This is a genomic window from Streptomyces sp. NBC_01363 (assembly GCF_026340595.1).
Taxonomy (GTDB): domain Bacteria; phylum Actinomycetota; class Actinomycetes; order Streptomycetales; family Streptomycetaceae; genus Streptomyces.
This window is the reverse complement of record NZ_JAPEPF010000002.1, coordinates 282,914-296,722: the sequence shown is the minus strand read 5'-3', so window position 1 is coordinate 296,722 and position 13,809 is coordinate 282,914. Positions and strand designations below refer to the sequence as shown.

General features: G+C 68.3%; 15 protein-coding genes. 10 read left to right on the top strand and 5 right to left on the bottom strand.

What is annotated here, in order from left to right:
• Positions 1 to 28 precede the first annotated feature (28 nt).
• The 9 genes from OG611_RS29430 (at position 29) to OG611_RS29390 (ending at position 6,539) form a co-directional block, all read left to right on the top strand.
• On the top strand, positions 29 to 649 hold the full coding sequence (locus OG611_RS29430; protein ID WP_266431473.1) for a hypothetical protein: 621 nt from the start codon (positions 29 to 31) through the stop codon (positions 647 to 649).
• A gap of 181 nt (positions 650 to 830) precedes the next feature.
• A complete protein-coding gene (locus OG611_RS29425; protein ID WP_266426998.1) occupies positions 831 to 1,274 on the top strand; it encodes a hypothetical protein in 444 nt (147 codons plus the stop codon).
• On the top strand, positions 1,271 to 1,480 hold the full coding sequence (locus OG611_RS29420; RefSeq protein ID WP_266426995.1) for a hypothetical protein: 210 nt from the start codon (positions 1,271 to 1,273) through the stop codon (positions 1,478 to 1,480). Before OG611_RS29425 ends, OG611_RS29420 begins: the two co-directional genes overlap by 4 nt.
• Positions 1,481 to 1,689: 209 nt before the next feature.
• Complete coding sequence (locus OG611_RS29415; RefSeq protein WP_266426992.1) at positions 1,690 to 2,574, top strand: glycosyltransferase; 885 nt, start codon at positions 1,690 to 1,692, stop codon at positions 2,572 to 2,574.
• Between the two features lie 14 nt (positions 2,575 to 2,588).
• Positions 2,589 to 3,197 carry an aminoglycoside phosphotransferase family protein gene (locus OG611_RS29410; RefSeq protein WP_266426990.1) on the top strand — a complete coding sequence of 203 codons (609 nt, stop codon included), beginning with the start codon at positions 2,589 to 2,591 and terminating at the stop codon, positions 3,195 to 3,197.
• A complete protein-coding gene (locus tag OG611_RS29405; RefSeq protein WP_266426988.1) occupies positions 3,194 to 3,925 on the top strand; it encodes a glycosyltransferase in 732 nt (243 codons plus the stop codon). The genes OG611_RS29410 and OG611_RS29405 overlap by 4 nt, the downstream gene beginning before the upstream one ends.
• Before the next feature lie 14 nt (positions 3,926 to 3,939).
• Positions 3,940 to 4,818 carry a PIG-L deacetylase family protein gene (locus tag OG611_RS29400; protein ID WP_266426986.1) on the top strand — a complete coding sequence of 293 codons (879 nt, stop codon included), beginning with the start codon at positions 3,940 to 3,942 and terminating at the stop codon, positions 4,816 to 4,818.
• A complete protein-coding gene (locus OG611_RS29395; protein WP_266426983.1) occupies positions 4,815 to 5,429 on the top strand; it encodes a hypothetical protein in 615 nt (204 codons plus the stop codon). The genes OG611_RS29400 and OG611_RS29395 overlap by 4 nt, the downstream gene beginning before the upstream one ends.
• A 6-nt stretch (positions 5,430 to 5,435) precedes the next feature.
• Positions 5,436 to 6,539 carry a glycosyltransferase gene (locus OG611_RS29390; protein ID WP_266426981.1) on the top strand — a complete coding sequence of 368 codons (1,104 nt, stop codon included), beginning with the start codon at positions 5,436 to 5,438 and terminating at the stop codon, positions 6,537 to 6,539.
• On the opposite strand, the gene OG611_RS29385 is transcribed toward OG611_RS29390, so the two are convergent.
• Positions 6,463 to 7,506 carry a phosphotransferase gene (locus OG611_RS29385; RefSeq protein WP_266426979.1) on the bottom strand — a complete coding sequence of 348 codons (1,044 nt, stop codon included), beginning with the start codon at positions 7,504 to 7,506 and terminating at the stop codon, positions 6,463 to 6,465. The genes OG611_RS29390 and OG611_RS29385 overlap by 77 nt on opposite strands.
• A 167-nt stretch (positions 7,507 to 7,673) precedes the next feature.
• Here OG611_RS29385 and OG611_RS29380 point away from each other — a divergent pair, with 167 nt between their 5' ends.
• A complete protein-coding gene (locus OG611_RS29380; protein ID WP_266426976.1) occupies positions 7,674 to 8,717 on the top strand; it encodes a hypothetical protein in 1,044 nt (347 codons plus the stop codon).
• A gap of 152 nt (positions 8,718 to 8,869) precedes the next feature.
• On the opposite strand, the gene cimA is transcribed toward OG611_RS29380, so the two are convergent.
• The 4 genes from cimA to OG611_RS29360 all read right to left on the bottom strand — a co-directional run bounded on the left by cimA (position 8,870) and on the right by OG611_RS29360 (position 13,801).
• Positions 8,870 to 10,477, bottom strand: coding sequence for a citramalate synthase (gene cimA, locus OG611_RS29375; RefSeq protein ID WP_266426973.1), 1,608 nt, complete (start codon positions 10,475 to 10,477; stop codon positions 8,870 to 8,872).
• Between the two features lie 280 nt (positions 10,478 to 10,757).
• Positions 10,758 to 12,092, bottom strand: a complete 1,335-nt coding sequence (locus tag OG611_RS29370) for an MFS transporter (RefSeq protein ID WP_266426970.1) — start codon at positions 12,090 to 12,092, stop codon at positions 10,758 to 10,760.
• Positions 12,093 to 12,190: 98 nt separating this feature from the next.
• Positions 12,191 to 12,796 (bottom strand): TetR/AcrR family transcriptional regulator, encoded by a 606-nt coding sequence (locus OG611_RS29365; RefSeq protein WP_266426967.1) that lies wholly within the window; start codon positions 12,794 to 12,796, stop codon positions 12,191 to 12,193.
• A gap of 3 nt (positions 12,797 to 12,799) precedes the next feature.
• Positions 12,800 to 13,801 carry an agmatine/peptidylarginine deiminase gene (locus OG611_RS29360; RefSeq protein ID WP_266431297.1) on the bottom strand — a complete coding sequence of 334 codons (1,002 nt, stop codon included), beginning with the start codon at positions 13,799 to 13,801 and terminating at the stop codon, positions 12,800 to 12,802.
• Between the last annotated feature and the right edge of the window lie 8 nt (positions 13,802 to 13,809).

Sequence of the window (13,809 nt, the reverse complement as noted above, 5' to 3'; positions counted from 1 at the left end):
ATCGCTGTGCAAGCAGGTGACGATCTGCGTGACGCCCATCTCGCTGCCACCACAGCATGGGTCAACCTTCGTGATGGGCGGACCGCGCAGGGTTTTTTCGCTGGCTGCCGCGCAGGCCGACCGGATCGAGCCGAAGATGTCGGAGCACGACCCCGATCGGCTTTCGGTGTACGGGCAGCTCGTCATCAACGCTGCTGTGGCCGCGTCTCGCGGTGGTTCCTCGCCGGAGGCTGCCCGCGAGTACCTGTCCCAGGCCCACGCCGTCGGGGCCCGTCTCGGCACCGAACACGCCCGTGGCCGGCATTCCCAGCCCTACGGCCCCCTCTACGCCGCCACGCAAGCCATGAGCATCGCCGTTGCCCTCGGCGACACTTCGGGGGCACTGCAGCTCATGGACGCAGTCAAGCTGGACGACACTGTCCCCCTCGCCACCCGGGCCCGTTACGGCCTCGACGTCGCCCTGACCCATGTGGCATGCCGCCGGTGGGAGCGGGCCGCCAGCACCCTCGAAGACGTCTGTGCCATGGCGCCTGGGTGGGTGCAGCATCAGATGCTGCCCGGGGTGATCATCTCCCGCCTCGCCGGTGTATCCGTCAGCCGCCTACGCGGACTCGCCCACGCCGCAGGAGTACCCCTCGGCGTTCGCTGACTGCCACGACCCGTGGCAGCTGCGAGACGGCCGGAATGGCGACTGCAACGCTCCGTAGCACTGCGTGCCGCCGATAGTCGGCGGGGCCCGCATGGGGCATGGCAACCACGGCGCTGCGAACCTCCCCAGCAGCCACGGGCCGTGCCTGTCCCACGCAGGCCGTCGGCAGCACGCTTGAAACATGCCGAACACCCCGCCCGGCGGCCTCGGACGCGTTCCGGTCGCTGTCTACTCCTGTGCCGCCGCGACGCCCGTCGCACGCGAGGCCGAGCGACGTACACGCCACTATGCAGACGCCCGCCACTGGTACGTGGCCGGAGCATGGACCGACAACGATCCCACCCTGCCTTTGGGTATCCGCCCGGCATGGTCGGCCATGACAGGCGCTCTGTCGTCCGGCCTGATCCGTGGCGTCGTCGTCGCAGGTGCCTCCCATGTCGCAACTGATGCCGCACAGTTCGCCTCGCTCGGAGCCCTGATCCGCGACCGCGGCGGCTTCCTCGCGGAAGCGACACCTGAGTCGCCGCGCCATGGTCCGGGCCGGCATGAGCGCCGCCGTGCTCTCTTCGAAGGGACCGCCGGATGGTTTCTCTGCGGACACCTCATGCCTGGGGTGTCCTGGTGACCGGGACCCAGGCCGAAGTCGGCGACATCGTCGAGGACGGGGAGGGTCGGCAGGCGATCGTCACCGACATCAGGCAGAACGTCACTTGGATCCTGCGTCCGCGGTGGGGCCCCACAACGGCCCAATGGGAGACCACCCGCCCCGGCTCTCTCCGCATCGTGGAAACCCGCGCCTCCCACCTCAGCAGCGAACGGGGCTCGTGGTGAACGGCCATCGCAGGGCCCGCACAAGACGCGGCGACCTGGTCGGACGGCTGTGCACCGGAATGTGGCTCGTCGGCCACGTGGCGGCCGCGCTCGTGCTCGGTGCCCTGGTCGCCGACGACCGGCACACGCCGCCACAGGTCTTGCGACCACCCACTCCGACCTCGACATCAGCAGGACCACCCACACCATGACCGGAAGGCGGATCCACCGTGTACGCGTTCGGCCTGTGCATCGACCAGAACTACCTCTCCCCCGGCCTTGCGACTATCACGGCGCTGGCGGACAGCCTCGCCCCGAGTGACCGCCGAGGCGCGGCACTGCGCGTCCTCACCCTCGACCTCGCTCCCGCACACATCGTCCTGCTCGCCCACTTCGCGAAGCGGGCCGGTTTCGGCTCCTTCGATATCGCCCGCCGCTCGCCACTGCGCGCCTCGCGGATGGCCGACGCTTCGTACATCACCGTCACGACCTACCTGCGGTTCGAATTCACTGCGGCGTTCGTCCGCCGCCCGTACCTGGTCTGCGTGGACGCCGACACGCTCGTACGCGGCGACCTGACTCCGCCGCTTCATGCCCTGCGCCCGGGGGAGGTCGGCGCGGTACGCGACGAGTTCAACCCGGCCGTAGGCGAATGCCCCGCCCTACCCGGCGTGGCGAAACAATGGCCGCATCTCAGGGGTCGCCCGTACTACAACGCCGGTCTGCTTTGGGCCCACACCTGCGAGCTCCCCAGCATCCGGCGGGGAGTGGAACGTGCCCTGCTGCAGCGCAGACACATCCTCCACAACGACCAGGACGCCCTGAACCTGTGGCTCCTTCACTGCGGCCGCGTCCGCGAAGTCGGCGCGGAGTACAACCGGTTCGAGGTCGGCCGGTTCCTCGAACGCGGCGACTGGGTCCGCCGCGTGGTCGCCCGTCCCCTGCATCCTGATCCAGCCGCTGCGCTCGTCCACTTCGTGGGTCCCCAGAAGCCCTGGCAGTCGGCATGCCCCCGGACGGACGACGTCCGCGAGTACCGGGTGCTGCTGCGCCGTACGATGCGGCACGTCCGCGCGTTGGGTGCCGCCCATCCCGAGCCGGCGGGAACGCGATGAACTCCCCCTCGGCAATGGTCTCTCGCGCCTGCGTCAAGCTCCTCGGGACACCCGCTCGAACCGGAAAGCCGCTGAAGATCGGCTCCCGCACAGCCGTCTACCGGGCTGTTCTGCACGACGGCCGGAGTGTGATCGTGAAGCTGTACGCGCACACGGCCCGCCGTAACGCGTTCACCGAGGCGACGGCGATCCGGGCGGCCGAGGCCGCCGTACCCGTACCAAAGGTTCTTGGCTGTGGCACCACCTCCGGCGAAGGGGCCACTGCGCTCGTCATGACCGACCTGGGCACAATCACTCTCGGTGACGCCGTGCGTTCCGACTACGTCCCTCACGCCCAGGCGCTCAGGGATCTCGGCGGCCTCCTCGCCCGCCTGCACCGAGCATCGATCGCGTCGTCGATGCCGCGCCACCCGCTCTTCGAACCCGTCTCCTCGCTGTCCCGGCGCTGCCCACCCGACCTGCTCAGCGAGATCGCCCCCGCTCTCGCTGTCATCGCCGACACACCGGACTCGGCACCGACCGCGTGGTGCCACGGCGATCTCCACTTCGACAACGTCGTCCTCTCCGGCCCAAAGGGCATGCACCATTTTCGCGTACCGCGCAAGGAAAGGACCAGTCGATGACCAACGTCGGACTGACAGTCGTCATCCCTGCCCACAACGAGGCGGCCTACCTGCCCCGCTATCTGCCCACTGTTTTGGCCTCCCTCGAACGTTGGCAGGGAACCAGCAACGAGCAGGGCGAGGTGATCCTGGTCGACAACGCCTCCACCGACGCGACAGCCGACATGGCTGCCTCCTATGGCGTCCGCGTGATCAGCGAGACCGTGCGCAACATCGGCCGAGTCCGCAACAGAGGCGCAGCCGCCGCACACGGTCGGCGCCTGTTCTTCACGGACGCCGACGTCGCACTGCCCCTGGAAGCGATCACCGCCGCTGCGACAGCGATGGACTTGGGGGCAGTCGGCGGCGCCATTCCGCCCCTCTACACCCCCAAGCGCCTCGGGGCACGCCTGCTGTGCGCGTACTGGGATCACTACCGCACCGCCCATGGCGGGGCACAGGGCGTTGCCCAGTTCTCCACCGCTGCGGCGTTCAGGGCGGTCGGCGGCTACCGCGATGACCTGTACATGAGCGAAGACGTCGACTTCTTCGCCCGGCTGACCTCCCACGGCCGTGCCACCGCCGGTCCGGTAGAGATCCTGGAAGACCTGCGCGTACGCCCCTCCAACCGCCGATACGACCAGTGGTCCAGCCTGCGGATGCTGTGGTGGCAGAACCCAGTCACGGCCCGCCTGCGGCTAAACTCCCCACGCATGTGGCGCCACTGGTACGAGACCACCGTCCGATGAGCAAGGAGCCCGCCATGGCCGTGCCTCTGCCCGTGCCGGACGCCGAAGGGATCTACACGTTCCCCGACGACCTCGTCCGCGCCCACCAGCAGTGGACCGACCAGCTCGCCGAGCGCCACCGCGCGCACGACTACCGCATCATCGAGCTCAAGGCGCCCCACAGCGGCCACCCGCACTTCATCGAGATGCGCCACCCGACTGGCCGGCCAGTCCTCGTCGTCGAACCGCACCACGACGACTTCGCCCTGTCGGCCTCCGGAACCTTCCTCGCACACCCACGGCCGCTCACCGTGGTCACGGTGTTCTCCCGATCCACCAGTGTCCATCCGGCCCTGGAGAACACTTACGACACCGAAGCCGACGTATCCGGCCTACGGAATCAAGAGGGCGCAGCCGCACTCGCCCCGCTCGCCGCCGCGCGGCTTCTCCTCGGCCACAAGGATGCCGACCCTCCGTACCGGCCCTGCGTCCAGGACCAGTTGGAACGGGTCACCGAAGAACTCCGCGAGGTGATCGCTGCGCACCCCGACGCCGAACTCCTCGCCCCCGCAGCCGTCACGCGCCACCCAGACCACCTCCTCGTGCGCGAGGCCTCAGTCCGCCTCGGATGCCGATGGTTCTGGGAGGACCTCGCCTTCTGGTCCACGTACGCCCTCGCCGGCTGCGACCAGCACCTGTTCCGTGCCCGAACCGGCCCGGCGCCGGTCCCCGAGCTGGTCGACATCACCGGCGTGGTCCTCGACAAGGTCACCGTTCTGCGTATGCACGGCTCACAGATGCATCCGGCCCGGAAGATGTACCGCCCGATCCGGCATGCCTGGACCACTGCCGCAGGCCTTCTCACCGGCACCGGAACCTACGCCGAACGCTTCTACCGGACGGAGTCCCCGTGAAGGTCATCGCTCTCGAAGGGCCCTCGTACGCGGGAAAGTCCACCGCGATCAACCATCTGCGCAGACAAGGCATCGGGAACCACGCATTCGTCTCGGACTGCTATGTCAAGCACATCGCCCACCGCGACGACATCCCTCCGGCCCAACCTGGATCGGCGGCCGCACAACTCGCGGCCTTCGAAACATTCATGAGCATCGAGAGCGCCCAGGTCCGCAAGGCGCTCGCCAACGCCAGCCCGGTGGTGACCCTCGACCGCTCCGTGGACACTCTCCTCGCCCATGCCCACGCCCTCGACTCCCTGTTCGGGTACAACGTCCACCACCAGCTCCGCGACCGGCTCCAGGAACTGCCGTTCCTGCGCCCCGACCACACCCTCTACCTTGACGCGTCCGCCGAAGTGCTGAGCCTGCGCCGCAAGACGGCCGGACACGCAGCAGCGGAGTCCAATTACTTCCTCCACGAACCCGCGTTCCTCGACCACGCCCGCGACTACTTCGTCTCCGGCGCACAGCCGCCCGTGTCGCGAGAGGTGACCGTCGTCCCTGCCGACGCCACCCCACCGGAGGTCGCGCACGCAGTGGAATCCCTCGTCATGTTGCGGATGAGGTGAACGGCCGTGCCCACGGTCCTCTTCGCCTGGCGACGCACACCGCCCCCACTCCTTGTCGGCGGAGCTGAGGTCACCCAGCAACTCCTGGCCGAGGAGTTCGCCGCAGCAGGCTGGCAGGCTGTCTATCTCGGCTCCCACCAAGCACCTTGGAACCAGGCCGACCAGCTCCCCCAAATTCGCGCTTTCCTCGACTCCCATGGAACCCCGTATGAAGAGTCACACGGCGTTCTCCGCTACTGGTGGAACGGAGTGGACTGCATTGCCGTACCTCAAGAGCAGACCGCATCCGCCCTCCGGAGCCTGCTGTCCCAGGCTCGGCCCGACATCGTGTTCACCTCGCAGGAGGGCGCAGCCGACCTCGCAGTACAGGCCCGGCCAGCTGCTCTCGTCGCGGGCATCCTGCACTCGGTATCGAAAACGGGTCTCGGGGTCCTCCCCGGCCGCCCGCACTATGGTTTGGCCGTCTCCGAGTTCGTCCGCCGACGGGCGCCCCAGACCGACCGAACCCGCCTCGCCGTCCTCCACCCACCGTTCGCGCAGCCCCGGCAGGGGCCCAGTGTGCCGCGATCCATGTCGGTGCTCATGGTCAATCCGATCCCTGCGAAGGGCTCCGACCTCCTGCACCAGCTCATCCGCGTCCTGCCGCAGCAGCACTTCACCCTCGTCGAGGGTTGGTGGAACACCGTCGACCAATTCGCCGCCTACCCCAACGTGACCTACGTGCCGAGGGTCTACGACGTGAGCCCCCTCTACCGAAGCCACCGACTCCTGCTGGTGCCGTCCGCGGTGGAGGATGCCTTCCCCCGGGTGATCGTCGAAGCAGCCCTGCACGGGACGCCGAGCATCGGCACCAACCGGGGCGGCATTCCTGAGGCCATCGGCGCCGGTGGAGTCGTCCTGCCCCGCTCGGCCGGAGTCCAGGCTTGGGCGGACGCCATCCGCACCGCCGACCTGAACACCCTCGGGGAGCAGGCCCGCCGGTACGCAGCCGGGTTCGCCCGGCCGCGTCTGCCCGACCTCGAAGCGTTGGGGTTTACCCCTCGGCGAAGGCGTCCTCGACCTGACCGAGCCGGTCGGTCCACCAGCGCAGCAGGGCCTCGTCTGCAGTGAACAGCTCATCAAAGGAGAAGTCACCACGGTCGTAGTGGAACTCCAGCTGCCAGAAGTCCGTCATCCGCTTCCACCACAGCCGCCGCACACCATCCGCCAGCGCTGACAATTCCAGCGGCACCACGGACCGGTAGCCACGGACGAACGCGGACACCCGTGCTAGATCGAACACACCGTCCACCCCGAACTGCACCTGTGCCGTCCGCGCGACTTCCTCTGCGTAAGGACGAACGCCGACCCGATCCCAATCCAGAATGGCGACGAGTTCCCCGCCCTCCCACAGCAGATTCCGGTACTGGACATCACCATGTGTCCACCCACGACTGCCGACAGGGGTCGTGTCCTGCGGCCTGCGGCCTGCGTGCTTGGTGATCAATGCGCGACGATGTTCAAGAAAGGCCGTCGCCGCCTCGTCGAACGGGCTGCCTGTGCCGTTGGCGCGGACCTCCGCAGACAGGCGCTCGGATTTCTGCACGGCCCGCTCGGGCGTCGTGACATCGGTGGTGATCGTCTCGGGCACCACCGGCAGCAGACCTTGATCGCAGACCCGCCCCAGACCTTCGTGCAGGCGCCCCAGGTGCGCACCCAGCAACGAGGCCTGGGAGAGGCTGAGGTCGACACCTCGGACGTGGACACCGGCCATCCACGGAAACAGGTACCAGGCACCGCCGTCGGCTTCGGCAACCAGCGCGCCGGAGGCCGTGGCGACGGGTGCACTCACTGGGACGCCATCAGCAGCCAACGAAGCGAGCATGCCCAGATTGCGGCTCAGCCGGTCGCGTGGCACGTCGGCAACCCTCTTGAGGGCGAACGTCGCGTCAGGAGCGGCCAGTCTCCAGTTCGCATTCATCAGCCCCTCGGGAAGGTAGTGAAGCCCCTCCACCCTCCCGAGGCCGAAAGCATCAGTCAGCTCGGTGAGGATGTTGCCTGGAATCACGGTCCCGTCGGCCACGGTCGCATCAATCACGCAGGAGACGATACGACATCGGCTCGGCCTTGCAAGGCCGAAACCGGATGCCCTGCCCTTGCACGAATCATTCGCTGACAGGCAGCGCCAAGATTTTCACTCACGGGAAAGCGAACCGGCCAACAGCACCTGCAAGAACAGGGCCAAACAGGGAGGAAGTGCGCATAATGATCGACTACGTTCGCACATGGGCAACCACGCGGCGCCAGGCCAGAGAGGAGAAAGTGATCTCCGAATTACGTGAATCACTGGATCACTTCAGATTGAGCCAGCCGATACCCGAAACCGTAGAAGCCGCACTGCGCAAGACGGCCAGAAGTCAATGGGCCACAGCCCCACTCTCCATACTTTCCCTCATCACCATGTGGCTCTGGAGCGGGTTGTTTTTTGCTCTGACTTGGGGCTTCAGTCGGAGCTTGGTCGGTTTCGCCAACGGCCTCAACCCACCGCCCTGGGACGGAATCGTCAAGGCAGTGGAGCAGGCCGAGCCGATCCGAGTAGGCCTCTCCCTCCCCTTTTTCGGCGGCGCTATCGCCGTGGCAATTGGATATGTGGTGGCCATAGTTGCGGGTATCTTCATCATGGCCAGGGGGCTCGGCGGCGCCGCAATATCACACATTACGCCGGGCTTGGAACTTGCATTTCTCCCCTTCAACACCGCTCTCGCCGTGTTACAAATGGCCCAGATCATCAACTCCTGCGCCAAAGCAGACCAATCCGTCGGCGAGGAGCGAGTTTATGCCATCGCCGGTATACCGAGATCATCAGCATCCGCGAAAAGAGCGATCCAGCGGGCCAGCCGTCACCGGGCCTTCTCGCGCCCCTTCTCTCACCACGGCGCTGTCCTGCGCGACCACGCCGCCCGGGTACTGGGCCGGATCCAGAAAGCCGAAGAAGGGCTCTTTCGCGACCCGAACCCGGCACTCCGCGAGTTGGCGACCATGTGGCTGACCATCGCCGAGCGCTATATCGACGGGCGAGCCGGTGAGCTACTCGTCGAAGACCTTTCCTCGGTCAATCCCGCAAAGTCACGACTCCGGTCTGCGTTGCGCGCCGCGCTGGCAGTCGTCCTGACAGTCGGCACCGTGTTCTTCACCGCCTCACTCGACCTTCCACAGGCAATCGAGGGATACGTCATCGCCGGCTCTGCCGTGGCCGTGCTGATCCTCGTGTACGGAGCGCGGGCGGTCGTAGAGCTACGCCGTCGATAGCCGTTGCCTGGATCAGCAGCGGCTCCACCGGAACGTGAATCTCCGCCATCCAGCGGCAGGCGGCGTCGACCCAGAAGCGGTGTCCGCCACAGCGGCACGACCGGTCCGGCGGGCCCACGGCGAACGTGCAGTGGGCCCGCCCCCCGCCCGCACTACTCCGTGGGCTCGATCCCCGCCCGCAGCAGACCGTAGGTGTACGCGTCCTCCAGCGCCTGCCAGGACGCGGCGATGACGTTCTCCGCGACGCCGACCGTCGCCCAGTCGCCGGCGCCGTCGCCGGTGGTGATGAGGACTCGGGTGGTGGACTCGGTGCCGGTGCGGCCTTCGAGGATGCGGACCTTGTAGTCGATCAGCTCCAGCTTGGCGAGCTGGGGGTAGATCCGTTCCAGGGCGACCCGCAGCGCCCGGTCGAGGGCGTTGACCGGGCCGTTGCCCTCGGCGGTGGCGACGATGCGCTCGCCCTTGGCCCAGAGCTTCACGGTCGCCTCGTTGGCGTGCGTGCCGTCGGGGCGGTCCTCGACGATGGCGCGCCAGGACTCGGTGCGGAAGTAGCGGCGTACCCGGCCCTCGGCCTCGGCGCGCAGCAGCAGCTCGAAGGAGGCGTCCGCGGCCTCGTACGTGTAGCCCCTGAGCTCGCGCTCCTTGACCCGCTCGACGACGCGGCCGACGAGCTCGCGGTCGCCTCCGAGGTCGATGCCGAGCTCCTTGCCCTTGAGCTCGATGGAGGCGCGGCCCGCCATGTCGGAGACGAGCATCCGCATGGTGTTGCCGACCAGGGCGGGGTCGATGTGCTGGTAGAGGTCGGGGTCGACCTTGATCGCGGAGGCGTGCAGTCCGGCCTTGTGGGCGAAGGCGGAAACACCCACATAGGGCTGGTGGGTGGAGGGAGTCAGGTTGACGACCTCGGCGATGGCGTGCGAAACACGGGTCATGTCGGCGAGCGCGCCCTCGGGCAGGACGGTCTTGCCGTACTTGAGCTCCAGGGCGGCGACGACCGGGAAGAGGTTGGCGTTGCCGACCCGCTCGCCGTAGCCGTTGGCGGTGCACTGGACATGGGTGGCGCCCGCGTCGACGGCGGCGAGGGTGTTGGCGACCGCGCAGCCCGTGTCGTCCTGGGCGTGGATGCCGAGCCGGGCGCCGGTGTCGGCGAGCACCGTGGAGACGACGGCCTGGACCTGGGCGGGAAGCATGCCGCCGTTGGTGTCGCAGAGGATGACGACATCGGCGCCGGCCTCGGAGGCGGCGCGCACGACGGCCTTGGCGTACTCGGGGTTGGCGCGGTAGCCGTCGAAGAAGTGCTCGCAGTCCACGAAGACCCGGCGGCCCTGCTCGCGAAGGTAGGAGACGGTGTCGACGACCATCTCCAGGTTCTCTTCGAGGGTGGTGCGCAGCGCGAGTTCCACATGGCGGTCGTGGGACTTGGCGACCAGCGTGATCACCGGGGCGCCGGACGCCAGCAACGCCTTGACCTGGGGGTCCTCGGCGGCCTTGCCACCGGCCCTGCGGGTCGCGCCGAAGGCGACCAGCTCGGCGTTCTTGAACTCGATCTCCTGCTGCGCGCGGGCGAAGAACTCGGTGTCGCGAGGGTTGGCGCCGGGCCAGCCGCCCTCGATGAAGCCCACGCCGAAGTTGTCCAGGTGCCGGGCGATGGTCAGCTTGTCCGCGACCGTCAGGTTGATGCCTTCACGCTGGGCCCCGTCGCGCAGTGTGGTGTCGAAGACATGGAAACTGTCGTCGGTGGCCTTGGCCTTGGTGGTCATGCTGGTCTGACTCCTGTCGGATGAGCGGATCCGGACGATCTGGCTCCACTTGCCCCCATCATCCCGTGCGCGTCTCGCCCCGGCCGAGGTGAGGGCCGGAAAACGAAAAAACCCCTCGCGGGTGCGAGAGGTCTGCGCGCGGGTCTGGGGCACGGTGGCCGTGCCGCACGTGGTGATGCGGAACGGTCACTGCGGACCGGCGCGCCTGCTGCCAATAATCATGACGGACGAGGACACGGAAGCAGTCTTGCACAGGGCCGCCTCCGTGCCCCGCCCCGTCTCAGGATGCGGGCGTGACGCTGGTCGCTCCGGACGGCTCCGCGCTTGCCCGGTCCGTGTCCTTGGCGCCGACCCGGCCCAGGTCGATGTCGCGGGTCTCGCGCATGGTCAGGTAGACGACCAGGGAGACCGCCGCGCAGCCCGCCACGTACCAGTAGAAGCCGGACTCGATACCCGCCTTCTTGAACCAGAGCGCCACGTATTCGGCGGTGCCGCCGAAGAGCGCGTTGGCGATGGCGTACGGGAGGGCGACGCCCAGGGCGCGGATGCCGGTCGGGAAGAGCTCCGCCTTCACACAGGCGTTGATCGAGGTGTACCCGGTGACGACGACCAGGGCGAGCAACGCCAGGCCGAAGGCGGGCCAGAACGTGCCCGCGTGCTTGAGCATCGTCATGATCGGCACGGTCAGGAAGGTGGAGCCGACGGCGAAGGTGATCAGCAGCGGGCGGCGGCCGATCCGGTCGGAGAGCATGCCGGCCAGCGGCTGGATGCACATGAAGACGAACAGGGCGCAGAAGCTGACGAGCGAGGCGGTGGGCTTGTCCATGCCGGCGCTCTTGGACAGGAACTTGGAGAGGTAGGTCGTGTACGTGTAGTACGCGACGGTCCCGCCCATGGTCAGCGCCATCACCAGGAACGCCTCGCGCCTGTGCCGCCACAGCGCCTTCAGCGTGCCGCGGTCGTCCTGCTCGGCGGCGCCGGACTCCGCGTACACCTCGGTCTCCAGCATCGAGCGGCGCAGATAGAAGACGATCGCGGCACCGAGCGCACCGACGACGAACGGGATGCGCCAGCCCCAGCTGTGCAGGGCCGCCTCGGACATGTTGCGTTGCAGCACGATCTGGAGGCCGAGACCGACCAGCTGTCCCGCGGTCATGGACACGTACTGGAAGCTGGAGGCGAAGCCGCGCCGATCGGGTGCGGACGCCTCGGTGAGGTACGTGGCGCTGGCGGCGTACTCGCCGCCGACGGACAGGCCCTGGAGCAGCCGGGCCACCAGCAGGACGGCGACACCGCCGTACCCCGCGACGTCGTACGTCGGCGCAATGGCGATGAGGATCGCGGAGGCCGACATCAGCGTGACGGTGAGGGTGAGCGCGGCCTTGCGGCCCCTGCGGTCGCCGATCCGGCCGAGCAGCCAGCCGCCGACCGGCCGCATGAAGAAGCCGACGGCGAAGATGCCCATGGTGTTCATGAGATTGGCGGTCTCATTGCCTTCGGGGAAGAACGAATCCGCGAAGTAGACCGCGAAGGTCGCGTACACGAACCAGTCGAACCACTCGACCATGTTGCCGGCCGAGCCGACCCAGATTTTCTTCCACTGCTCTCGTCCCATGGTCCGTCACCGTGCCCGAACAGCCGGGACCGGAACAAGTGCGCAATGCGCAACGATCGCGCGTACTTACGTGCGTTTCGTTCACGGCCCGGTGGCCGCTAGTGGACGGCGAGCGATTCCTCGACGAACTCCCTTACCTGTGCGATGACTTGGGAACGTCCGGTGCCGGGGAGGCCGACCGCGACATGGACGCTGAAGCCGTCGAGCAGGGCACGCAGCCGGGTCGCGAACCGTTCGGCGTCGACGGAGCGGAACTCCCCCGCCGCCGCGCCCCCGTCCAGCAGGGCCACCAGGTCGTGGTGCCAGGCGGCCTCGATGGCGGCCTGGCGGGCGCGTGCGTCGTCGTCCGCGTTCTGCGAGCGGTTCCACACCTCCAGCCAGAGCGTCCAGTGCGGATCGCGGTGGCCGTCGGGGAGGTACAGGTCGATGTACCCGTCGAGCCGTTCGCGGGCCGTCCCAGGCCCCGACAGCAGGGCGCGCCGCTCCGCGCCGAGCCGTCCCTCGCTCCACTCCAGGGTCTGGAGCAGCAGCTCGTCCTTGGTACGGAAGTAGTAGAGGAGGTGTCCGCTGCTCATCTGGACCTCACGGCCGAGTCCGGCCATGGTGAGGCCGTCGAGCCCCCGTTCGGCGATGGTGGCCATGGCGGCGGCCAGCAGTTCCTCGCGGGGCGGGGCGGTGTTGCGACGGCGTGGCGCGGGGGGCACGGTTCAGACCTTCGGCTGCTGTTGCGTGATGCAGTGGATGCCTCCACCGCCGGCAAAGATCGTACGGGCGTCGACGAGGGTCACCGTACGGTCGGGGAACAGCTCGCCGAAGATGGCCGCCGCTTCCTTGTCGCGCGGGTCGTCGAAGGCGCAGAGGACCACACCACCGTTGCAGAGGTAGTGGTTGATGTAGGAGTAGTCGACCCACTCCCCGTCCGCCCGCAGCACGGTGGGCGCCGGGACCTCCACGACGTTCAGGGAGCGGCCCCTGGCGTCGGTGGCGGCGCGCAGGATGCGTACGGTCTCGCGGGTGATCTCGTGGTCGGGGTGGGCCGGGTCCGGCTGGACGTGGGCGACGACGGTGCCGGGGCGGGCGAAGGCGGCGACGATGTCGACATGGCCGAGGGTGCCGTACGTGCCGTAGTCACCGGCCAGTCCGCGCGGCAGCCAGATGGCCTTCTCGGTGCCGAGCCGGGCGTGGATCTCGGACTCGACCTGCTCGCGGGTCCAGTCGGGGTTGCGCTCCTTGCCGAGCTGCACGGTCTCGGTGAGCAGTACGGTGCCCTCGCCGTCCACGTGGATCGCGCCGCCCTCGTTGACCAGCCGGGAGCTCCGCACGGGTACGTCGGCGAGCTCGGCGACGGAGCGGGCGATGTGCTGGTCGTGCTCCCAGCGGGCCCAGCCCTGGGCGCCCCAGCCGTTGAACGTCCAGTCGACGGCGGCCAGTTGCTGTCCGTCGGTGACGAAGGTGGGGCCGATGTCCCGCATCCAGGCGTCGTCGAGTGGGCGGACGGCGAGCTCGACATCCGGGCCCAGGAGCGCGCGGGCGCCGTCCTCCTGGCCGGGTCCCACCACCATCGTGACGGGTTCGAAGCGGCGCACGGCGCGGGCGACGGTGGCCCAGGCGGCGCGGGCCTCGTCCAGTTCGGCGTCGGTGTCGAAGGTGGGGTTGGGGCCGGGCCAGGCCATCCAGGTGCGTTCGTGCGGGGCCCACTCGGGCGGCATACGGAAGG